Source organism: Levilactobacillus parabrevis ATCC 53295, from assembly GCF_001434055.1.
GTDB classification, from domain to species: Bacteria; Bacillota; Bacilli; order Lactobacillales; family Lactobacillaceae; genus Levilactobacillus; species Levilactobacillus parabrevis.
This window is the reverse complement of the sequence record NZ_AZCZ01000025.1, coordinates 11891-34738: the sequence shown is the minus strand read 5'-3', so window position 1 is coordinate 34738 and position 22848 is coordinate 11891. Positions and strand designations below refer to the sequence as shown.

The window sequence follows — 22848 nt, the reverse complement described above, 5'->3', positions numbered from 1 at the left end:
ACAGACATGCTAGTACCGCGGATACCAACTTGGGTGACAGCGGCGGCTAGCGGGTCTGTTTTTAGTCTCCGGGCTGATCATAAGCAGAGTGTCAGAGCCACTCTAGAAAAGTCCTGGGTTAATCTTTAGGGCGACTGCCGTAAGCGCGTTTGGACTTGTAGCCAGCAGCTAGAATTTTTCGCATATCGGCGATGTGGCGGGCTTTCGTGTCGTCCGCTTTAGCACCGAAGATGTAGCGGGCCCATTCGCGTTGGTAGCCAACAGTCAGGTCGGCAAAGAAGGCAGTCAGTTTGGGGTCATCGGCCAAAAGGTCGGCGACTTGTGGAATCATGGGTTCAAAAGTACTCAGGGGAGCTTGTGTCATTGCTTATTCACCTCGGTCATTGATTCATTTAGTTTATCTTAAATTTGCGGGTCACCCAAGGATTTTGTTCAGGAATGTGGCGGTGCCTATTCATTAATACGGCTGAATCTGGTATAATATTGATTGAATTTTTATAGTTACCCGTTACTTAGAAAGTAGGGTTAATACATGACGCGCGAAGCTAGAGGACCTAAGGAAGGCGACTTCATTACGATCAAAAGCTACAAGCACGACGGAAGTTTGCATCGAACTTGGCGCGACACGATGGTACTCAAAACAAGCGAAAATGCCCTCATCGGGGTTAATGACCACACGTTGGTCACTGAAGACGATGGGCGGCGGTGGGTGACAAGAGAACCCGCTATCGTTTATTTCCACAAGCATTATTGGTTCAATATTGTTGCGATGATTCGGGATAACGGGGTGTCGTATTACTGTAATCTGGCTTCCCCGTATGTTTTGGATAAAGAAGCGCTCAAATATATTGATTATGATCTCGACGTAAAGGTCTTTCCGGATGGTGAGAAACGCTTGCTCGACGTTGATGAATACCAAGATTTCAGTCAACGGTGGCAGTATGGCGAGGAAACCGATCGGATTTTGAAGGCAAACGTCTTGACCCTCGTCGATTGGATTAATCATCACAAGGGCCCCTTTTCTAAAGCCTATGTCGATCTTTGGTATCAACGGTATCAGGAACTGTTACGACGCTCAAATTAATCGCGGCGTAGACCTGTAAGAGTTGTCTTCCGTATCACCAGGAGCAAGTCATTCGTGGCTGGCTCCTTTTTTCAAAAAGCCATCGTTGTTACCGGACACCATTGCGGGCCATTGAGGCTTACTGGGTCCGGGAAGGCGTTCTAAAAATAAATGACGAATGAGAGGAGTACTGCCCATGAAGTGGTTCGCCAATTCACGACTGATGTTTTGGTCCGTGGAACTGTTGATTGTTGCGGCCTTAATCTGGGTCTGTACACAGATCAGCTTCTTGTTTTCTCCGATTGGCATTTTTCTCTCCACGATATTTGCACCACTGCTGATCTCGGGAATTCTCTTCTACCTGCTGAATCCGGTAGTCAGATTACTGGAAAAGGTGCGTTGGAAGAAGTTTCACATTAATCGCACGGGTGCCGTGGCACTGGTCTTTTTACTCCTGGTCTTGGTTCTGGTGGCCGGTGCGATGTGGCTGATTCCCCGTTTGGTTACCCAGGTCACCACGTTGGTCGGTAATATTCCAGACTTTGCCAAATCTAGTGAGGCTGTCCTCAACAAGCTGATCAATCATCCAGTACTGAAAGAGATTGACTTCTCCAAGTACTTAACGCAGTTGCAGAGTGCTTTGTCCAAGTACGCACAGGGCTTCATGAGTGGCTTGACCAGTGGTATCGGGAGTATTATTGGCACGGTCACCACGGTCACGGTGACAGCAGTCACGGTGCCGGTGATGTTGTTCTACATGTTAAAGGATAGCGACAAGTTCATGCCGGCTATTCAGAAGTGGTTGCCTGCCAGACACGGTGAGCAAACCGTTGAGCTGCTGGGCCGAATGAACAAGACGATTGCTCGGTACGTGGGCGGTCAAATCGTCGAGTGCCTCTTTGTGGGAAGCTTCACGGCGATCGGTTACTTCTTCGTGGGTGAAAAATACGCATTGCTGCTGGGATTCTTCGCGGGCATCTGTAACCTGATTCCCTACGTGGGCCCCTACATTGGGATTCTCCCAGCGCTGATCGTGGCATTTGCAACGAGTACCAGCCTGATTGTCTACGTGATCATCGTGGTCGTTGTGGTGCAACAGATCGATGGCAACCTGGTCTATCCCAACATCATTGGGAAGAGTCTACAGATTCATCCGTTGACGATCATTATTATCCTGTTAGCGGCCGGTAATATCGCCGGACTGCTGGGGATGATTCTGGCGATTCCGTTGTACGCGGTGGTCAAGACCGTGGTGCAGTATCTCTACAGCATCTGGCAATTGGAACACGCGGAGAAGAAGTCACTGTAGCAGTGTCATTCGGAAAGGGAGCGTCATCTAATGGGTGACAGCACCGGAATTTTCGTAAATTCGCGCAAATTGGGTAGAAATTATCAAGAAATGACTAACGTTTGCGGTTTGAAGTTGACGTGACCGCTGAATATGCTACTATTTAGATTGTTATTGGATTTTTTGAAAAATAGACCCCCGGGTAAAGCAACGGGGAAATTAACCAGATAAAGTAGGAGATTCTACATGAAAAAAGTAATTACTTACGGAACGTTTGACCTGATCCATAAGGGTCACATTCGTTTATTGAAGCGGGCCGCAGCCTTGGGTGACGATTTAACGGTTTGTGTTTCCTCCGATGAATTCAACGCGGAGAAGGGTAAGCGGGCTTACACCTCTTATGAAGACCGGAAGTACATTCTGGAAGCAATCAAGTACGTTGATCACGTGATTCCAGAAACTACTTGGGACCAAAAGATTCGCGACGTCCAGGAAAACAACATTGACATTTTTGTTATGGGTGACGACTGGAAGGGTAAGTTTGATTTCTTAAAGGATTACTGTGAAGTCATTTACTTACCACGGACGGAAGGTATCTCCACGACTAAAATCAAGCACGATTTAGGTCTTTCCGATGAAAAAACTTGGACGGAAGACGAAAAGTAGTGTTGGCAGTGAAATCCTTAGTCGCAGACTAGGGATTTTTTCTTAGGAACGCGTAGACGGAGGCAAACGAATGCAGCAGATGATATTTTTATTGACGTCCCTTAATGGGATGCACAAGCCGAACTTTTCCACGCAATTGTTGAAGGCTCTGAAGAATGGCTCACAGGTCAGTGTCTTAGTGGCGATGGTCGATTTTGAATCAGTCTGGACGGTGCGACAATATCTAAATCAACTTGCCAGAAAGGACAGTCAAGTCAACAAGATTCGCCTGATCACCTTGGCGGAAATGTTCGCTGATGAGCCGGGACTGGCCTTGACTACTGAGGAACGACATGCGATAGGGCTCGAGGATTACGAGCAGCGGTTGTTTGCTGACAATCAGGAACAGGTCAAGCGGTATCTGAGTGATGGTCACATGGTGGCGGAGCTACGGCAGATCGACGATGAGACGCCGATGGTTCTGCGCCAGTATCAAGCCGATCAGTTGGCTCAAGTCGATACATACGGGTTAGACGGTCAGGTTGTCGGGATTGAAAAGATTCAAGGTGAGGTTGCTCAGACCAGCTATCTCCTTAATCGGCACGGAGAGGCCGTCTTACGCTTTGTAAGACATGAACGACCAATTGAGCACATTTATAATTTAAGTACCACCTCGGCGATGCTAGCTACCGAATTTGAGGGCGCCAAGCAGGTAGCTACCTCGGAGACGCTGTCGAAGCGGCAACGGGAACGGGCAGAAGCCAATACGGTCGATCAGACACAGATCATTACGGCCACGGAAGCCTATTACGGTGTCTTAGCGTACTCGAACTACCGCCGTTTCAGTGACGTCTTTGCCTTCTATCAGGCGGTTCTCAGTCGATTGTTGACGGATGATACCCGGTTGTACGTTGACTTGGCGGTCAATGCGCACTTCTCACCGCAAATGCCGAACCAACTGATCTTTAACTACTAAGGAGTTTTTCCATCGTGCGTGCGATTTTATCAGGATTACATCATAAAAAGAATTTACAGGAACTTGAGCTCGAATTGATCGATGTGCCAGAACCTTTCGACGATCTCGCGGTCACGTTCTTGGAAAAACAAACCAAGGCGTCCATCACGATTCCCGTCAGCAAGGTCCTCAGTGCGCAGGTCGTTCGGTTACGACTCAACGCAAGTGACCTCCAATTTCCAGCAGAGGGTCAGAGCGAATTTAGCTGGGAACTTTATTTAAACCTACAACAACAGAACACCCGGGGCCTGATTCAGGTCGAGAGTGAATACTTGAGTGACCGTCACCAGTTGACACTGACCAGCTATTACCAGCTGAACAGCGATGCCAACGGGATGGCGCTGTTCAATATGCATACGGAGCAGGCGGAAGACGAGTTCACGATTAACGCAATTAACTTGCAGGATGATCAACTTCAGGTGATTGGACCTAGTCGGATCAACAACCATGCCATCACCAATCAACGACTGGTCTTGAAGAATGTACAGGCCGACAGTTCGGCGGAGTGGCCGATTACCCAGATGACCTTGCACGGGTTATTTACAGGGGTAATTCCGCTATCCGATCTCGCTGCCGATAGTACGCAACAGCTCTTCATTCGCTCAACAATTGACGGTCAAGACCTGGAACAGCGCGTGGTCTTAGCCAAGTCGTTGGCCGGTCAAGTGACTCAAGCTGTGACGCCGGGCCATCGCTTGGTGATCATCGACAAGCGTTTCGACAACGGGATTCGGGTGCAAGAAACGGCGGCACCATCCATTCCGCAACGTTTGGCCAACGTGCCAGGCAAGGTGGGAGGCGCCACGAAGTTCCTGTCGATGTTAATGGACAAGGCCAACTTGTTCTACATGCGTCGGCTGTTCAAGCGGGGCCACCGACCTTACGATCAACCAACGTTAATCTTTGAAAGTTTTGGTGGGCGGCAAGTCAGTGACTCGCCTTACGCCATTTACCAACTGTTCACGCAGCTCTATCCTGGGTTTACCTTTATCTGGTCGATTGACCGGTCCCAGAAGAAGTTCTGTAAGGAAAATGGGATTCCGTTCGTCATTCGACGGACGTCTAAGTGGGTCCGGACACTGGAAAAGTCTAGCTTCTGGATCAGTAACGCCCGCTTCCCATCCTGGGTCAAGAAGCCTAACTACGTGACCTACATTCAAACGTGGCACGGAACGCCACTGAAGAAGTTGGGCCTGGATATTGAGAATGTCTCGATGCCCGGTACCACGACGACTAAGTATCACGCCAACTTCGTCCGGGAAGCCAACCGGTGGGATGCTTTGGTCTCACCTAACGACTATTCCACGCGGATCTTCCGGTCGGCCTTTGGGTTTAACAATCAGATTTTAAAGGTTGGATATCCCCGAAACGATGAACTCATCAACAGCACCCGTGAAGACGTGACCGCGTTGAAGCAGGAGCTGGGGATTCCGTTGGATAAGAAGGTCGTTCTCTACGCGCCAACTTATCGGGACAATCAATTTGCCGAGAAGGGGAAGTACACCTTCGAGTTACCATTCTCTCTCGATGAGTTCCGTGATCGGTACGGCAAGGATGCCGTGTTGGTTCTGCGGATGCACTACTTGATCAGTAACGCGTTGGATATCAGCGGGTACGAAGGCGTCGTCTTTGACTTCTCCAACCATCCGAACATTTCCGACCTGTACCTGATCAGTGACATGCTGATCACCGACTACTCATCCGTCTTCTTTGACTTTGCGTACTTGAAACGGCCAATCCTGTTCTACCCGTACGACTATCACATGTACAAGGACGAGCTCCGCGGGTTCTATCTCGATTACGAGAAGGATTTGCCGGGCGAGATTGCCCACAACGAGTCACAGTTATTGACGATGATCGGTGATAAGCTGAAGACCCCCGACATGAGCGATGATCAGAAGTTTATGGACTTCTATCAACGTTTCTGTTCAATTGACGATGGATTAAGTTCCCTGAAGATCGTCAACTACGTGGTGCAACAGATTGAAAAGCACGGGTAACCCGTGTCACTAAACTTAAATTTACGGATAAGAAAAGCGAAGCCGGTTGGGCTTCGCTTTTCTGTCAAAATAGTAGTGGGTTACTTGTGGAACTTCGTGGCCTGCTGGTAGGCGTGGCTACTGAGCCGTGTGGCCGTACGACTGGGTTGTACAGTCTCCTGGAAGTAGTGGTCTAAGATCAAACGGTAATTACGCTTGACCAGCTTCAAATCGGGCCACTGCTGCGTAGTCAACTGTGCCTGGGCCGCTTGAGCTAGCTGCAGGGAATGGTTGCCCTGATTCGTGTGTTTGACGAGGTAGGTTACATTTTTGCTGGCCTTCTTATCGCGGGGCGTGACCGGCTGGTTCTCAGCGTGACTGCTGGCCAATGAGGTATTCATGTTGGCCGTCAGACTGACAATCTCGTAGTACTGGTCCTTCTTGACCCGGACGTGATCGTAAGTCTTAAATATCAGGACGTTCAGCAGTAAGGCAATGATAACCAGACCAGCCCCGCTAAAAATGATGGTCATGGCCGGTCGCAGTCCGCGCCGACGATGTTTGGCAATGAATAAACCAATTAGGCCACCCACGGCAATCAGGGCGCCTAGACTAAAAACAATTTCGATGATGATGGCTTCGGTACTCGCCGACATATTTTCACCCGTTTCTCAATGCATTCATTCTTTTATGATACCACGAAAGTACGGAGATGCGGGGTAAAAAGGGACCTAGACCGTGAATTGTAACGTTAAATGTGTTAAAATCAAGAGCTGTGTAATCAAAAGATAACGACTATTTAAAATAAGAAATTTTGTGAGGACTAAACAATATGAGTGAAATTAAATTAGCATCTGCGGTGGACAAGCGTCGAACGTTTGCCATTATCTCTCACCCTGATGCCGGGAAGACGACGATTACCGAACAACTCCTGCTGTTTGGGGGCGTTGTGCGCGAAGCCGGAACCGTCAAGGCTAAGAAGAGTGGTAACTTTGCTAAGTCTGACTGGATGGAAATCGAACAGAAGCGGGGAATCTCCGTTACGAGTTCCGTGATGCAGTTTGACTACCAAGGCAAGCGCATCAATATTTTGGATACCCCAGGACATGAGGATTTCTCCGAAGATACTTACCGGACACTGATGGCCGTGGACTCCGCAGTCATGGTTATCGACTCCGCTAAAGGGATCGAACCGCAGACTAAGAAGCTGTTTCAGATCTGTAAGATGCGGGGCATCCCGATCTTTACCTTCATGAACAAGCTGGACCGTGATGGCCGGGACCCCATGGACCTGATCGCCGAATTGGAAGACGTGCTGGGAATCGAAGGTTATCCAATGAACTGGCCAATCGGGATGGGTAAGGAATTAAAGGGTCTGTACGACCGTTATCACCAACGGGTCGAATTGTTCCGGCCTAAGGATGCGAGTCAACCTTACCTGCCATTGACTGAAGACGGTGAATTGGCGGAACACAACGACTTGGAAGACGATGGCTGGTACCAGGATGCCCGCGATAACATGGAGCTGATTGGTGAAGCTGGGAATCAATTTGACCAAGCTAAGATCGCTAGTGGGGACCAAACGCCGGTCTTCTTCGGTTCAGCGCTGGCAAATTTTGGGGTGAAGACGTTCCTGGAGACCTACCTGGAATACGCCCCAGAACCCGCAGCGCACCACACACAAGAAGACAACGACATCAAGCCGACCGACCCCGAATTTTCAGGGTTTGTCTTCAAAATTCAGGCCAACATGAACCCGAAGCACCGGGACCGGATCGCCTTTGTGCGGGTCTGCTCCGGTGAATTCGACCGTGGGATGGACGTCACACAGGAACGGACGGGGAAGAAGCTCCGGCTATCCAACGTGACGGAATTCATGGCTGATACGCGTGAAAACGTCGAAAAGGCCGTGGCTGGTGACATTATTGGGCTCTACGATACGGGGAACTTCCAAATCGGGGATACTATTTATACCGGGAAACAAGCCGTGAAGTTCGAGAAGCTTCCGCAATTTACGCCAGAACTTTTCGTCCGGGTCGCTGCCAAGAACGTCATGAAGCAGAAGTCCTTCCACAAGGGTATCAATCAGCTGGTGCAAGAGGGGGCCGTGCAACTCTACACGTCCTACTCGACGGGCGATTACATTCTGGGTGCTGTGGGACAACTGCAGTTTGAAGTCTTCCAGTTCCGGATGCAAAATGAATACAATTCAGAAGTTATCATGGAACCAATGGGTAAGAAGACGGCTCGGTGGATTGATCCCGACCAACTCGACGAACGGATGTCATCGTCGCGGAACCTATTGGTCAAGGATAACCACGGTGAACCACTGTTCCTGTTTGAAAATCATTTCGCAGAACGCTGGTTCAAGGACAAGTATCCTGATGTTGAATTGACGTCAAAACTATAATCGCCAATGGAGAGTGGGACAAAAGGCAGTTAGCTGGCGAGCATTAAGGCCGCTAACTGAATAATCCCGAACTTGGATTGTTTGGTTAGCGGTTTTAAGCGGAACCAGCTGCCTTTTGGCGCACGTTTCAACCATATAATATCGAGATAAGCAAAGGAGTCTGGGATTTTGTCCCTGGCTCTTTTTTTGCGGATAATTCGGTGGGTTTACTAGACGAGCCCAATTGGGGTGGGGCGCAACCGTTGTGGGTCTAAAATTAAGGTGTCATCAGATTTAGGCGGTAAATCTGATGAGAAAAAGCACGATTATCACACGAAACTCTAAGCTAGCTGTTACTAAATTTACAGGGGATTGTATTGTCGCTCATATAAACTAATAAAAGCGCCTTCAATTGGGTAGTTTAAAAAATTTGGGGAGAAATATAATGGCTGAAAATAACAATAAAATAACCTTAATGGCATTAGTCATGATGATCTTCACCACCGTGTTTGGCTTTGCCAACAGTACGGTGGCTTACTTCTTAATGGGTTATTCATCAATTCTATTTTACTTAGCGGCGGCGGTCCTCTTCTTTATTCCGTTTGCCTTAATGATGGCGGAGTATGGTGCCGCTATCAAATCCGATGAAGGGAGTGGGATGTACCAGTGGATGGAAGTCAGCGTGAATCCCCAGTTTGCGTTTATCGGGACTTTCATGTGGTTTGCGTCCTACATTATCTGGTTGGTCTCGACCTCGGCTAAGGTCTGGATTCCCTTCACCACACTATTCTTTGGGTCTGATCAGACGCAAAAATTTGCTTTCGCGGGGTTGAATGCGACCCAAGTCATTGGGATCTTATCCTGTTTGTGGATGATTCTGGTCACCTATGTCTCAATCAAAGGGGTCAAGGGAATCGTGCGGGTCACCAGCCTCGGTGGGATCGCCGTCATGAGTTTGAATGCGATTCTACTGGTGGTGTCTGGCGTTGTCTTGGCGTTACGGCATGGTCACATGGCTCAGCCGCTGCAACACTTCATGACCTCCCCGCACCCAAATTACCAACAACCAATGGGAATTATGAGCTTTGCCGTGTTTGCTATCTTTGCATACGGGGGTCTGGAAGTTCTCGGGGGGATGGTCGATAAGACTAAGAACCCAGAAAAGACGTTCCCCAAGGCCATCGTTATCTCGGCCATCGTCATCACGTTGGGTTATGCCATCGGGATTCTCTGTTGGGGGATCAGTACGAACTGGAATGCCGTCTTGTCCGACCCATCAACCAATATGGGGAACATTAGTTATGTGATGATGCGGAACTTAGGTGACGTGCTGGGTGAGTCACTGGGTCTGAGCGCGGCAACAAGTACCACGATTGGCCTGTGGTTTGCGCGGTACACGGGGCTGGGGATGTTCCTGGCTTATTCCGGGGCATTCTTCACGCTGACCTACTCACCACTCAAGACGTTGATTCTCGGGACGCCGAAGTCCATGTGGCCAAAGAAATTTACGGAATTAAATGACAACGACATGCCAAGTTACGCGATGAAGTTGCAGTGTACGGTCGTCATCATTATTATTCTGTTAGCTTCCTTCGCGTCAACCGATGCCTCAGCCTTTTACAATATCTTAACGCTGATGGCCAACGTTTCTATGACGCTGCCTTACCTGTTTCTGGTCTACGCCTTTCCTAAGTTCAAACGGAATCGCGATATTCAGAAGCCATTTGAAGTCTACAAGTCACCGGCTTGGACGACCGTCATTAGCTGGATCGTTTTCCTCGTGGTGTTGGGGGCCAACACCTTCACGCTGATTCAACCCGTTTTGGAAAACGACGACATTCAAAGTACGATTTGGATGCTGGTGGGACCGATCTTATTCGGCCTGTTAGGGGTCATCTGGTACCACGTCCGTCAACGGAAAATTACGCAGGACTAGGAAAAAGCGTTGTCACGCGTAGCTGTCAGAAGTTCTGGCTAGCCGGTACAAGCGTGTTCAGAGTATGACAGCTTATATCGCTTGGTAAATTAGGGATTACAACTAAGAAAATGGGAGCATCGTAGCCATAAAGCTGCGATGCTTCTTTTTTCGATCAATTTCCGTAGCTGTTCCAGACTTATCGGGTCAAACGGGGCCAACGGACGCCGTTCAAATTTCGAAGCAATTCCGTGATATTTTGACGCATTGCCCGGCAAAAGGTGAAGGCATGCTATCATTTAAACGAGGAAATAGAGAGTTGTTTAGTCGATTGAGGCCCAACACCGTTTGGGGGCGGAGAGGAGCGGTAACAATGAAGTTGAAGACTTGGTTAGGTGTGGTGTTCGGTCTAGGAGCCGTTGTCCTGGGGGGCGGCGTGGCCCAGGCCGATACCGATTACGATAACGCCTTGAAGTCGGCGCCACAGGGGATCTCGCTGGAAAATATTTTTACACCAGGAACCACCAGTAATAACCAGGCGGCAGTCGTGGACACCAACACGGCTGGAACGCAGGCGGCCAAGGTCAATAATGGCAAGAAGCAATTTGGAGCATTGTGGTCAACCGCCGACAATAGTTTTGATTTGACAAAGAATGAAACCGCTTCAATGTGGCTGTATTTCGGAAACACTGGAAAGAAAGCTGCCGATGGGATGGCTCTGGTCTTCCAGAATGATGGTGCCGGTTTGGCAGCAAGCCCGGGTTTTGGCAAAACCATTTCCGGCGAAACGCTGGGGGTCTGGGGCGTCGATACCGATAAGAAGCAGAGCACCGCAGATAAACTAGCGGCCAGTGCGATTCAGAATAGCTGGGCGTTGGAATTTGATACGCATTTGAATACGTCCAGTAACTACTCGAATGCGGGGGATGCGGATTCCTTTGACGGTAAGCTGAAGGGCCCGCATCTGGCGCACAATTATCCGGGTGAAGCTAGTACCTACCAGATGGTCAAGGCCTCACAGTTATTGCCCTATCCGGCTTCAGGTTACTATGCCACGCAGACTCATGCGGGGGCAATCACCGGTGACTATACCCTCTTGTCAAACGGTGCGTGGCATCATTTAACGTTGGACTGGGACGCTACAACAAAGCAGATGACTTATACCTTTAACGACAAGGACCCCGTGACTGGGAATGATCAGGCGGGCGTCAGTGAAACGGCGGACCTCGACCTCAAGAAGATTGATCCCGATAATTCTGGGAAAATCCGTTGGGGCTTCACTGGTGCGACCGGTGACAGTTACGAAAATAATTTAGTTGTGATGGAAAAGGTTCCAGGACTGGTGAATGCTAAGGCGCACACGACGCTGACGGACCTGCAGACTAATCAGACGATTGACGACGGTGACGTACTGAAGGGGACCCACCAGTTCCGTTTGGATTATCAATTGGACTATCGCGATGGGAAGCAATCCTGGAAAGACGTGGCCGCCAAGATTCAATTGCCGGCGTCTCTGGACTATGACCAAACGGCTACAATTCGCTACCAAAATGGAAAGACGAGTAGCGTAGACCTGGCGGGAATGACCGATAATCAGGCAAGCTTCACGTTGGGAGAGGCGTTATCAGCGGACAATCCTACCGCGACGATTTCCTTTACGGGAGCGGCAGCAGACGTTAAGGGACCGGTGACGGTGGATGCCAGTGCTGGAAGCTTTACGGCGGTTAACGGTGTCGTAACGACTGACACGTCCGTCTTCACGGTGAACCCGACGCTGGAATTGAATCTCTTTTCGCTGTCCGGAAGTAGCGTGCAATTGGAGCCCGGTGAGAGTGCAACTTTTAAAGGCTTGATTGTGATTCCAGAAGGGGTCGATCTGAACAATACGGATATGACGGTGCATCCCACGCTGAATGGCACGGCCCAGGCTGACTTTAAGCTGCCGGCCGGGGATGATAACAGTAGTGGTCGGTTCAACTATTCGGTTGCTGCTAACCAGTTGAAGTCCGGGACGAATACGCTGAAGCTGAGTGTCGAGGATCCTTACGGTAACGTTTCGAATACGGTGACGTATACGATCACGGTTCCAGGGCAGTTGTTGTTCCAACAGGTTTCGACTAAGAGTAGTTTTGAAGCAACCACGCTGACTGGTGCCAGCCAGAAAGTCAAACGGACCAAGGACTGGCAAGTCGAAATTTTAGATACCCGTGAAGCCGGTGCGGAATGGTCGCTTCAAGTGGCGGGCACGAAGTTCGCCACGGCGGCTGGTCAAGAATTGTCCGGTAGTCTTTACTACTACGACAGTGACCAGAAGAGTCCGGTGACCAGTACGCCGATGACCGTGATGAGTGGCACGTCCAGTGACCAGGACGACGTGACAGACGTTGTCGGTGGTTGGGATGATGAAGCTGGATTGGTCTTAGAGGTCGATGGTGATGCGGTTCAAGGCGAATATTCTGCAAATATTACCTGGACGCTAAACAACGTTCCCTGACTAGGGCGAACGCTAACCGATAGTTAAAAATCACCCGCGATGTGTAAACTCGCGGGTGATTTATTTTGACTTAAATTAAATTAGGAGGGGGAGCTAGTCTACCGACGTTAATTTGTCAGCTTGGGCTTGGGCGGCCTGTGCCACGATGTTCAGGTAGTTGAATGGCCGGTCGAAGTTAGGCTGGAAGAGCATGTCAACCATGGCTAAATCGTCAATCGTGTTGTCGTTTTGGATGCAAACGGACAGTGTGTTGGCAGATTGAGATACATCGTACTTGCTCATCAGGGCGCCACCGAGGATCCGCCGGGTATCTGGGGAGTAGACCAACGACATCAGTACGGGTGTCGTGGTTGGCATGAATTCAGGGCGGTAGTTATCCTTAACGATGACCTGTTCGGCGTTGATTCCCTGTTGTTTAGCTGAAGCTAAGGTCAACCCAGTGGATACGATGGTCCGACCGTAGAGTTCCAGGCCGGATGAGGATTGCGTCCCCATGTATTTCACGGTTGGCTTAACCAGGTTCTTACCGACTAGAATACCTTGCCGCACAGCATTCGTAGCTAACGGAATGTAGGCGTTTTGATGCGTTGGGTTGTAGTGCACAGCGGCACTGTCTCCAGCGGCAAAGATATCGGGATTTGAGGAACGCATGTAGTCATCGGTAATGATGGCGCCGTTCTTTGCCATATCGACCTTGCCCTTGAGCAGGTCGGTGTTGGGCCGGAAACCGATACACAAGATGGCGAGATCGGTATCGTAGCTGCCATGATCGGTTTTAATGGTTAAGCGCCCGGCGGCGTTATCATCAAAACTTTCCACCGTTTCGCCTAAGGCAAGCTGCACGTGATTGTCACGGTAGTCTTGTTCAATGACGTCGGTGAACTCGCTGTCGAAGTATTTCGGCATCACGCGATCCATAGCGTCAATCAAGGTCACCTCGTGGCCGGTGGTCGAGTAGGCTTCGGCTAGTTCGGCACCAATATAGCCGGCACCGATGACCGTGATGTGCTTAGCACTCTTGGCTTCTTCGATCAGCGTCTGAGCGTGGGCCCAGTTCTTGCAGAGCTTGACCTTGGCGTTGTCGATACCTGGAATCTTAGGAACGATTGGCCAGGAGCCAGAGGTCATGACTAACTTGTCATAGTCCTGAGTTGTTTGTTCATGAGTGTTCAAGTCTTCAACCGTAACCGTTTTCTTTTCAGGGTCAATGTTGAGGACGTTGTGGTTCATTTGCACGTTGGCGCCCAGACCGGCTAATTCTTTGGGACTGGAATAGAAGAGGCCTTGTGGATCGGCGACCTTGCCACCGAGATATAATGCAATCCCACAGGACAGAAAAGAGATGACATCATTGCGTTCGTAGACGGTCACCTCGGCATCTGGATGTTCCGCTAGGATCTGTTTAATGGCAAAGGTACCGGCATGCGTACAACCAACAACTGTGACTTTCATAAATGTAGCCTCCCAAACAAGTTTTTTAAATGGATTGAAAGATATTTCACAAACTGTGTCAAAAAAATATAAATCAATTGGTTACAACTTCATTTTAGACAACTTAGGCGAAAAGTCAACACATTTCTAAATGTGTAACCATTATTGACGGAAAGAATTTCTGGCGGCTAGTGTTCAGTGGGGATTAAGAGTAGACTATTTGGTGAAGAGTTTTCGGTCTTGCGGCGTACGACGGCGGGGTGTGGTGATGGCCAGACGCAACCGGCGTTTTCCGCAAGACGATAGTTATAGAAGGAGTGGTAGTTGTAATGAAAGCAGCAAAACATCTGACCGCCTGCACCACGGTGCTCGTCGGTAAAAAAGCAACGGTTGATGGGTCAACACTGATCGCCAGAAATGATGATACCTTTTTAGCCCTGACGCCCCAACGGTTCTACGTGCATCCCGCAGAGAAGGATCAACCAAAGCGGACCTGGGTCTCTAATCAAAACGGGTTCACGGCGCCCATTCCTAGCGACGGTTACCGTTACCTGGCAACGCCTAACGTTGAGACCGACAAGACCGGTGAATACGCCGAAAGTGGGATCAACTCGCAGAACGTTGCGATGAGTGCCACCGAAAGTGTTTACGGTAATCCTCAGGCACTGGCATTCGATCCCTTAGTTGCTAACGGTTTAGCTGAAGATTCTCTGCAGACGATGGTTCTGCCTTACATCAACTCCGCGCGTGATGGTGTCCGTTACTTGGGTAAGATGATCAAGGAATACGGTTCACCGGAAGGCAATGGGGTGCTGTTCTCCGACAACGATGAGGTCTGGTACATGGAAATTGTTACCGGTCACCACTGGGTTGCCCAGCGGATTCCGGACGATGCCTATGCGGTAGCCGCCAACCAAGTGGCCATTCAACAAGTGACGTTTGATGATCCCGACAACTTCATGTACTCTGAAGGCATTCAAGAATTTGTCAGCGAAAATCACCTGAACCCCGACCAAGACGGCTGGGACTTCCGTCATATCTTTGGGACCAGTACCGAAAAAGACCGGCACTACAACACGCCACGGGTTTGGTTCGGTCAACGTTGCTTGAACCCAGAAATTAAGCAGGACCCCCAATCCAGTGATCTGCCATTTATTTGCCGGACTAGCCACAAGATCAGTGTGGAAGATGTTGAATACATTTTGAGTTCTCACTATAACGAAACGAAGTACGATCCATTAGGCCCCGGCGACGATGCTGACCGCCTGAAATTCCGGCCAATTTCGATGAACCGGACGCAGAACTCCCACGTCTTACAGCTACGCAACGATGTGCCCAAGGAAAGTTCCGCTATTATGTGGGTCTGCTTTGGGGTCCCAGCCTTTAGCCCATACGTGCCATTCTTTGCCAACGCAACCGACACCGATCCTTCATACAGCAGCACGCCCGTTCACTTGGACGACGTTAGTGCTTACTGGATGTACCGGAAGTTGTCGATGATTGTGGAATCTCACTACGTCGACTTCATCGAACAGGATACGGATTACGTGACGGCCGCTAAGGAAAGCTTGCGGACTCACGTGGACCAAGCACTGAAAGGTGCTAAGGGCCTGTCTGGTGACGAATTGACGGCCTTCTTGACGACGCAAAACCATCAAGTAACGGCCGACATGCGGAAGACGACAACGAAGTTTACGAACGACCTCATCGAAAAGGGGCTGACGCTGTCTCGCCTGACGTTCAACATGGATATCAACCTGTAAACAGTGGTGGTAACCTGCAGGCGGAGGGTGTGCTGCGTACCTCTCCAATGCGCCTATACTTACTACTAATGTAAAAATATCGGATTTTGTCGCATTAAATTTAAATTGTTGCTGAAATAGCGCCCCCAGTTTGGCTGACAAGCCAGTGGGGGCGCTATTTGTTTAGATTAAAAGGTGACTTAACGAGTACGCGGACGCCTGAGCTTAACCTTTATCGTAAATGGCTCGCAGACTCTTCAGATCGGCGGTCGACAGTTGGGTGCGGCCCTGATCAATTGGGGTCATGACGGAGGTCTTGTCCGAACTGTGGTCGAGTCCCAGGGCGTGGCCGAGTTCGTGGACGGCCACGGATTGCTTGAAGGATTGGGGGTAGGTGGCGTTGAGCTTGGCCGTAGCCGTGTTGGTAGTCAGGATTCCCTGCCAGCTGATGCGTTGCGTAATCTGTGGGCCACCTTGTCCCAGCTCAATTGTATTCTTTTTGCCGGTCTCCTTGTGGTGGTAGACGCCAAACGTGATCCGGTTGGTCGTGGTCGATCCGGGCCCCTCGGTCAGCTGGACAATTCCGGGCTGATTATAGAGTTTAACCGCCTCGGCGAAGACTGCCCGGGCCTTGGCAGGGGTACCAGTCGCGTAGTGGTAGTAATACTTTTGTTGGAGGAGTAGTCCCTGGACGGCACTTTCCACCGGGGTGTCGTCTGCTCCGGTTTTGGTGGTCGCGTCTTTAGGATTGCGGAGAATATAGCCGCTGGTTTGGTAGTTGTCGGCCTTGCGCGTTCCCTGGTGGGTAAGGAGACCCGTGATGGCCGTTTGGTAGTAAGTAAATTGCGTGGAGAGGGCCTGCCAATTGCTGAGAATAAAGAGCCCCACTGCTAGGAGGGTCACGATGAGCAGGCGTCTGAGTAGTTTCACACCGATGCTTCCTTTCTGCGCGGCCCCGTTCATGGTAGCCGGTAGTGATTAGTTTGATTCTAGGGTATCTGGTTCAGCATGGCAACTAGGACGCCTCACAAATTTAGGGGCGTGACGATTGTTGCTGTGAATATTGAAAAAATTATAAAAAGGGAGGCCAATGCACGGGCAACATATCCAGCGCATAATTAGTCATACCGTAAATAGAAAATACAATGTTCTATTTTTCTTCACAATTCTCCCGCAGTCTGGCCAAACTTTTACGGTTTAATAAGAGTATAGTAATCGGAACGATAAATTATTCAATAAACGGAGGCATAACTTATGAAGAGAGAAGAGATGACGACTTTAAATTTAACACCCCAGCAAGGGCTGACGGCCCAAGAGGCCCAGACGCGGCGGCAAGAATTTGGCAGTAACCAATTGGTGGCTGCTAAAAAGGCTAGTATTTGGCGTCAAATTGGACATCATTTAGCGGATGTATCCTCGCTCGTGCTATTATTTGCCGTGGCGTTAGCCAGTTACATGGCACTTTTCCAAGGTGGCGGTTGGACGAAATCCATCGTCATTGGGTCGATCCTGGTCATCAACGTGATTATCGGAATGTATCAGGAAGCCTCGGCCGAAAAGGCACTGGCAGCGTTGCAATCGATGAGCTTGCCCACGACGACCGTGCGGCGGGAAAACATTGCCCAGACGATTGACGCGAAGGACGTGGTTCCGGGTGACCTGGTCCTGTTGAAGGCGGGAGATCAAGTCCCGGCCGATGGGGTGGTCCTGTCCAGTACTAATTTAGCCGTGGATGAAGCCGTTCTGACCGGTGAAAGTGTACCGGTCGACAAGGTGGCGTTACACAAACCCGACGGTGCTAAGGAAAACCAGCAAGTCTTTTCCGGTACCGCGGTGACGGCCGGCACGGCTGTCATTCAGGTCGTGACGACTGGGATGGCAACGGAGCTGGGACAGATTGCCGGGCTTTTGAATAAAACGAAGAAGCGAGCAACACCGCTACAGGGCCGTTTGAATCGGCTTTCCGGTTGGCTGACGACATTTGCCGTCATGGGTGGAATGGCCATCTTTGCCCTGAGTATTTGGATGCAAAACCAGGGGCTGGCCGACAGCCTCATGATTGGGATCTCCTTGGCGGTGGCGGCCGTTCCTGAAACGCTGCCGATTATCGTGACAATCAGCTTGGCTCACGGGGTGAAGCGGATGGCTAAGCGTAACGCCATCATGCGCCGGGTTAATGCAGTTGAAACGATTGGTGGGGTCGACGTGATTGCTTCCGACAAGACGGGAACGTTGACGCAGAACCAGATGACCATCACCCGTTACTGGACGCCGGGCGCCAAGTCAGTCACGGCGGCTACGGAAATGACGCACGCCGGTAAGGACCTCATGCGTTACTTGGGGTTAGTGACCAATGCTGAAATTCAAATGGTTAACGGCGAGGAAGAAACGGTGGGTGACCCCACTGAATTGGCCATCGTTCGCTGGTTAGCTAAAAATGATGCCAGCCGTAAGGGCTTTGAAGCAACGGCGCCGCGACTCGCCGAAGATCCGTTTGACTCCACGAAGAAGACCATGGCAACGCTCCATCAATTAAAGGATGGTCGTCGGTTGGTCGTGGTCAAAGGGGCCTTTGATCGCTTACCCGTTGACTGGCAGCCAGCGGAATTCGTGCAGGCCAAACGGGCTCACGATGCGTTCGGTCAGGAGGCGTTACGGGTTCTAGCGGTCGGCTACCGGGTCGTATCGGCTGGCGACACCATCAACTGGGCCGACCTGACGCAACACCTGACGTTTGCGGGGATCGTGGGAATGATCGATCCACCACGGCCAGAGGTTATCACGGCGATTCGGGAGGCGAAGGCCGCCGGTATCAAGCCTATTATGATTACCGGCGACCACATGGTGACGGCCGAGGCCATCGCCAAAGAGATTGGCTTACTGTCACCGGGGCAACTGGTGATGTCCGGGGATGAACTCCGGACGTTGACGGATGCCGAGCTCGATGGGCAGATCAAAAACATTGCCGTTTATGCGCGAGTATCGCCGACCGATAAAATTCGAATCGTTCAGGCTTGGCAGAAGACCGGCGCCACGGTCGCGATGACGGGTGATGGCGTGAATGATGCGCCAGCCTTAAAGGCCGCCGATGTGGGTATCGCCATGGGAATTACCGGGACAGAAGTGTCCAAAAGTGCCGCGGACATGGTCCTGACGGATGACAACTTCGCGACGATCATCTCGGCGGTGAAGGAAGGGCGGACGGTCTATCAAAACATCCTCAAGGCCGTCGAATTTCTGGTGGGGGTCAACTTCGCTCAGATCTTCCTGATGGTTGGTTCGGTCCTGATGGGCTGGGGCGCGCCACTGTTGGCCGAACAGCTCCTGCTGATCAACGTTTTAGCCGATGGTATTCCTGGTTTCTACCTGAGCAGAGAACCTGGCGAAAAGGCCGCAATGCAACAGCCACCGGTGGCTAACGACGAAAGCCTCTTCGCTCGTGGCCTAGGTGGTCGACTGGCAACCCGTGCCGTGACGTTTACGTTCCTGACACTGGGGGCTTACGGGCTGGGACGCTTCGTTCTAGCGGCTAACCAGCCAGCGGTCGGCATGACGGTAACCTTCCTGATCCTGGCGATTGGTTCTATGATTGACATCTACGCCATTAAGGATCGTCAACCGTTGACGTGGGCCAGTCTAAAACGGAACCCACGGCTTAACCGAGCACTACTGGTCACGATTAGCTTGCTGATTGTTGTGGCAGTGGTTCCGGGGCTCCAAGGGCTCTTCGGCCTCGTTGCACTGCCAGTCGGTGGCTGGGTACTCGTTGTGGTCGGCGTCTTCATCCCAACGCTCGTCTTGGAAATTAAGAAGCGCTGGGGGCAACGGGCCCAATCAATGGGCAATCGGTTGGTTGAAGACTGAAAATTAAACTTGAGAAGAGCGGAGTTCCACCACACACAGATAGATTTCGGTTGTGTCCCGTCCCGATTTGTGCTAATCTGACAACAGTTGCATAAATCAAAAACAATTGAAACGGACAACGCCAGATTGGTCACCGGTGCCTAGCGAACTAAGGATAGTGAGAGCTTAGTTGATCGCCCAATCTGGATAACCCCGCTTTCGTTGCAGGCTGAATCAAAAGTAGGCCGCGCCGTGACCGCTACGTTATCAAGCGGAACGTATGTTAGTACGTTGTTTAAAGTTGGTTTTGAATTAAAAACAATTTGGGTGGTACCGCGGAAAGATCTTTCGTCCCTAGTGATAGGGATGATGGGTCTTTTTTTATGGGTACGACAGAAGGAGAATATGATGACAGAAATTTTGGTTAAAGATTTATTTAGCGACCGGCACTTTGCCGAAGACGAACAAGTTGTTCTGCACGGTTGGGTGAAGACGGTGCGGGGCTCTAAGCGCGTGGGCTTTATCGAATTGAACGATGGCTCTTGCTTGAAGCACGCACAGATCGTGATGAAGAGTGATCTGGAGAACTACGCCGAAATGACGAAGTTGCCACTGAGTTCTACGATCAAGGTTGTGGGGACGGTCGTTTACACGCCAGACGCCAAGCAACCTTTCGAAGTTCATGCCGAAGAAGTTGTGCTTGAAGGGGCCTCCGATAGTGACTACCCACTGCAAAAGAAGAAGCACTCCTACGAATACTTGCGGACGATGGCGCACCTACGGCCACGGACCAACACGTTCTACGCGGTCTTCAAGATCCGTTCACTGACGGCCTTTGCCGTACACCAATACCTGCAGGAAAATGACTTCACCTACGTTAACACGCCAATCATTACCAGTAGTGATAGCGAAGGGGCCGGGGAAATGTTCCGGGTCACCACGTTAGACATGAACAACTTGCCTAAGACGGACGACGGCAAGGTTGATGACAGCCAAGACTTCTTCAAGAAGGAAACAAACTTGACGGTCAGTGGTCAACTTCCCGTGGAAGCCTTCGCTTTGGCTTTGCGGAACGTGTACACGTTTGGCCCAACCTTCCGGGCTGAAAATTCGCACACGGCTCGTCACGCCTCAGAATTCTGGATGATTGAACCAGAAATGGCCTTTGCTGACTTGCAAGACGTGATCAACGAATCCGAAAGTCTCCTGAAGCACGTGGTCAAGTACCTCTTAGCCCACGCCAAGGATGAATTGGAATTCCTGAACAACGCCGTGGATGACGATCTGTTGAACCGTCTTCACCAGACCATCGACGAAAAGTTTGCGCAGATTACCTACACGCAAGCCATTGAAGAGCTGGAAAAGGCGCCTGTTAAGTTCGATGTTCCCGTTTACTGGGGGCTCGACTTACAAGCCGAACACGAACGCTACCTGTGTGAACAGGTCTACAAGCGGCCAACCTTCCTGACGGATTACCCACGTGAAATCAAGGCTTTCTACATGCGCGATAACGACGATGGTAAGACTGTCGCAGCCGCTGACTTATTGGTTCCCCGTATCGGTGAATTGATCGGTGGGAGTCAACGTGAAGAACGTCAAGCTGAAATGGCCAAGAAGATCAAGGATAACCACTTACCACAGGAAGAATACCAATGGTACTTGGATCTGCGGAAGTACGGTGAAACCAAGCACTCCGGTTACGGAATTGGTTTCGAACGGTTACTGATGTACGTGACGGGGATGGAAAACATCCGCGACGTGATCCCTTACCCACGGACTCCAGGTAACGCTGAATTCTAATAAGCTTATCGAATCAAAAAGTGTCACCACAAATCTGTTGAAAGATTTGCGGTGACACTTTTATTTTTAGCTTTAAATGGTTTCGGTAGGGACGAGGCGCACGTATCGCGCGTTGATGTAAGCTTCCGGTCCAATTTGATACCAGACCAATTGCTGATCATCAACGATCCGGCCACGGATGTCCAGCGGCTCACCATGCTCGAGTTGGCCAGCGGTTTCGCCGTATGGTTCCGTATAAATGGAGACTGCGGCACCGGGAACGTAATCGACCGAGCCGATTCGGGCAAAGTCTTCGGGATGCCAAGCGCGTTTCTGCGTCAAAGCCGGGTGGGCCAGTTGGTGGTCTCGGCGAGTGGTTTCAGTCGCACTCAGCCACTGACTGCCACCGAGATTGTACCAAACTGAGCCATCCGTCAACGTGATGATCATGAACAGCCGCCAGAGTGAGTCGGCGGGGAACTGATAGCCGTATGCCGTGCCGTCTGGACCATCGTAGACTAGATGATCCGCCTGAAGGAAGACGTACTGTTGAACGCGTTGGACCGTCTCCCAGCTGTCACGGCGATAGAAATACACAACGCGTTGGGCGTGCGTGGAGAATTTACCGCGTTGTGGACCCTGCGCTTGGAAGATGTGATAGTTGCTGACAACGGGTGGTGTTAGCGCGTAGCTCGTAGAAAGGGCGCCCCGGTGAATCTGGGGAAGCTCTAGCAAGCGACCGGAGTCGAAGTCGACCAGGTAGGCGATGATCGGTTTGCCCAGCAAGCGACGATAGATAGCGGTCGTCAGGCCATATTCACTGATAAAGTCCTGAGTAAAGCCGTGAATCCGTGAGAGCGCGTACCCCGGAATCTCCGGGAATCGGCAGCGGACGGGGTGGTTAAGTGACCCCGTTAAGATAAGAGCCGGTTGAAGCGGATGATTGTGTTCATCCACCAAGCGAATCACTAACGTGGCAGTCGGCTCGGGCCGCGGCTGTTGGACGGCGTGTTTTAAGGTGACAGCGTGGTCAGTCAGAACGGGTGGCGTTACAGCCGGTTGGCTGGGGGCAACGGGTTCTGCTGGAGCCGGGATTGGTTGACGACGGCGGCGTGGTGCTACCGGCTGCGAAATGTTTTCGCGTCGGGGCTTCGGTTCAATCATCCGTCGTAACCAGTCAAAAAATGCCATGCCATTCACCTCCAGAAGTTTCCTTTAAAATCTAGTATACCATTTTTCCCGGCCACGCCAACATGTGAACGCTA

At 50.8% G+C, this 22848-nt stretch carries 16 protein-coding genes; 11 read left to right on the top strand and 5 right to left on the bottom strand.

Translation table 11 applies throughout. The features are described from left to right. Positions 1-118: 118 nt before the first annotated feature. Entirely contained in the window at positions 119-364 is a 246-nt protein-coding gene (locus tag FD07_RS07775; RefSeq protein ID WP_020089704.1) for a YdeI/OmpD-associated family protein, read from the bottom strand. A 168-nt stretch (positions 365-532) separates the two neighbouring features. On the opposite strand from FD07_RS07775, the gene ntdP reads away from it, so the two are divergent. From ntdP to FD07_RS07750, 5 genes are all read left to right on the top strand, one after another. Next, a complete protein-coding gene (gene ntdP, locus FD07_RS07770) occupies positions 533-1084 on the top strand; it encodes a nucleoside tri-diphosphate phosphatase (RefSeq protein ID WP_020089703.1) in 552 nt (183 codons plus the stop codon). Positions 1085-1259: 175 nt separating this feature from the next. Further along, on the top strand, positions 1260-2372 hold the full coding sequence (locus FD07_RS07765) for an AI-2E family transporter (protein ID WP_020089702.1): 1113 nt from the start codon (positions 1260-1262) through the stop codon (positions 2370-2372). A gap of 225 nt (positions 2373-2597) precedes the next feature. Further along, positions 2598-3017: a glycerol-3-phosphate cytidylyltransferase gene (gene tagD, locus FD07_RS07760; RefSeq protein ID WP_020089701.1), complete on the top strand. Its 420-nt coding sequence runs from the start codon at positions 2598-2600 to the stop codon at positions 3015-3017. 70 nt (positions 3018-3087) lie between these two features. Further along, positions 3088-3972, top strand: a complete 885-nt coding sequence (locus FD07_RS07755) for a hypothetical protein (RefSeq protein WP_020089700.1) — start codon at positions 3088-3090, stop codon at positions 3970-3972. Positions 3973-3986: 14 nt separating this feature from the next. Further along, positions 3987-6011: a CDP-glycerol glycerophosphotransferase family protein gene (locus tag FD07_RS07750; protein WP_020089699.1), complete on the top strand. Its 2025-nt coding sequence runs from the start codon at positions 3987-3989 to the stop codon at positions 6009-6011. 80 nt (positions 6012-6091) lie between these two features. On the opposite strand, the gene FD07_RS07745 is transcribed toward FD07_RS07750, so the two are convergent. Continuing rightward, entirely contained in the window at positions 6092-6646 is a 555-nt protein-coding gene (locus FD07_RS07745) for an AtpZ/AtpI family protein (protein WP_020089698.1), read from the bottom strand. Positions 6647-6822: 176 nt separating this feature from the next. Here FD07_RS07745 and FD07_RS07740 point away from each other — a divergent pair, with 176 nt between their 5' ends. The 3 genes from FD07_RS07740 (at position 6823) to FD07_RS07730 (ending at position 12788) form a co-directional block, all read left to right on the top strand. Further along, on the top strand, positions 6823-8400 hold the full coding sequence (locus tag FD07_RS07740) for a peptide chain release factor 3 (RefSeq protein ID WP_020089697.1): 1578 nt from the start codon (positions 6823-6825) through the stop codon (positions 8398-8400). Positions 8401-8824: 424 nt separating this feature from the next. Then, entirely contained in the window at positions 8825-10315 is a 1491-nt protein-coding gene (gene yjeM / locus FD07_RS07735) for a glutamate/gamma-aminobutyrate family transporter YjeM (RefSeq protein WP_020089696.1), read from the top strand. A gap of 352 nt (positions 10316-10667) precedes the next feature. After that, positions 10668-12788, top strand: coding sequence for a lectin-like domain-containing protein (locus FD07_RS07730; protein WP_020089695.1), 2121 nt, complete (start codon positions 10668-10670; stop codon positions 12786-12788). A 93-nt stretch (positions 12789-12881) separates the two neighbouring features. Here the strand turns inward: FD07_RS07730 and FD07_RS07725 are convergent, their stop codons facing one another. Further along, positions 12882-14240: an FAD-dependent oxidoreductase gene (locus FD07_RS07725; protein WP_020089694.1), complete on the bottom strand. Its 1359-nt coding sequence runs from the start codon at positions 14238-14240 to the stop codon at positions 12882-12884. A gap of 308 nt (positions 14241-14548) precedes the next feature. Here FD07_RS07725 and FD07_RS07720 point away from each other — a divergent pair, with 308 nt between their 5' ends. Continuing rightward, a complete protein-coding gene (locus FD07_RS07720) occupies positions 14549-15982 on the top strand; it encodes a C69 family dipeptidase (RefSeq protein ID WP_020089693.1) in 1434 nt (477 codons plus the stop codon). A gap of 204 nt (positions 15983-16186) precedes the next feature. Here FD07_RS07720 and FD07_RS07715 read toward each other — a convergent pair whose 3' ends face one another. Then, entirely contained in the window at positions 16187-16891 is a 705-nt protein-coding gene (locus FD07_RS07715) for a matrixin family metalloprotease (RefSeq protein WP_020089692.1), read from the bottom strand. 324 nt (positions 16892-17215) lie between these two features. Here FD07_RS07715 and FD07_RS07710 point away from each other — a divergent pair, with 324 nt between their 5' ends. Next, positions 17216-19825: a cation-translocating P-type ATPase gene (locus FD07_RS07710; protein ID WP_020089691.1), complete on the top strand. Its 2610-nt coding sequence runs from the start codon at positions 17216-17218 to the stop codon at positions 19823-19825. Between the two features lie 387 nt (positions 19826-20212). Then, positions 20213-21604: an asparagine--tRNA ligase gene (gene asnS / locus FD07_RS07705; protein WP_020089690.1), complete on the top strand. Its 1392-nt coding sequence runs from the start codon at positions 20213-20215 to the stop codon at positions 21602-21604. 72 nt (positions 21605-21676) lie between these two features. Here the strand turns inward: asnS and FD07_RS07700 are convergent, their stop codons facing one another. After that, positions 21677-22774, bottom strand: coding sequence for a MucBP domain-containing protein (locus FD07_RS07700; protein WP_020089689.1), 1098 nt, complete (start codon positions 22772-22774; stop codon positions 21677-21679). Positions 22775-22848: the final 74 nt, after the last annotated feature.

Excerpts from the sequence above, each read along its gene's own strand:
- FD07_RS07700 (WP_020089689.1), bottom strand. The coding sequence starts at position 22,774 with ATGGCATTTTTTGACTGGTTACGACGGATGATTGAACCGAAGCCCCGA.
- FD07_RS07755 (WP_020089700.1), top strand. The coding sequence starts at position 3,088 with ATGCAGCAGATGATATTTTTATTGACGTCCCTTAATGGGATGCACAAG.
- asnS (WP_020089690.1), top strand. The coding sequence starts at position 20,213 with ATGACAGAAATTTTGGTTAAAGATTTATTTAGCGACCGGCACTTTGCC.
- FD07_RS07765 (WP_020089702.1), top strand. The coding sequence starts at position 1,260 with ATGAAGTGGTTCGCCAATTCACGACTGATGTTTTGGTCCGTGGAACTG.
- FD07_RS07725 (WP_020089694.1), bottom strand. The coding sequence starts at position 14,240 with ATGAAAGTCACAGTTGTTGGTTGTACGCATGCCGGTACCTTTGCCATT.
- FD07_RS07745 (WP_020089698.1), bottom strand. The coding sequence starts at position 6,646 with ATGTCGGCGAGTACCGAAGCCATCATCATCGAAATTGTTTTTAGTCTA.
- ntdP (WP_020089703.1), top strand. The coding sequence starts at position 533 with ATGACGCGCGAAGCTAGAGGACCTAAGGAAGGCGACTTCATTACGATC.
- tagD (WP_020089701.1), top strand. The coding sequence starts at position 2,598 with ATGAAAAAAGTAATTACTTACGGAACGTTTGACCTGATCCATAAGGGT.
- FD07_RS07740 (WP_020089697.1), top strand. The coding sequence starts at position 6,823 with ATGAGTGAAATTAAATTAGCATCTGCGGTGGACAAGCGTCGAACGTTT.
- FD07_RS07720 (WP_020089693.1), top strand. The coding sequence starts at position 14,549 with ATGAAAGCAGCAAAACATCTGACCGCCTGCACCACGGTGCTCGTCGGT.
- FD07_RS07710 (WP_020089691.1), top strand. The coding sequence starts at position 17,216 with ATGAAGAGAGAAGAGATGACGACTTTAAATTTAACACCCCAGCAAGGG.
- FD07_RS07730 (WP_020089695.1), top strand. The coding sequence starts at position 10,668 with ATGAAGTTGAAGACTTGGTTAGGTGTGGTGTTCGGTCTAGGAGCCGTT.
- yjeM (WP_020089696.1), top strand. The coding sequence starts at position 8,825 with ATGGCTGAAAATAACAATAAAATAACCTTAATGGCATTAGTCATGATG.
- FD07_RS07775 (WP_020089704.1), bottom strand. The coding sequence starts at position 364 with ATGACACAAGCTCCCCTGAGTACTTTTGAACCCATGATTCCACAAGTC.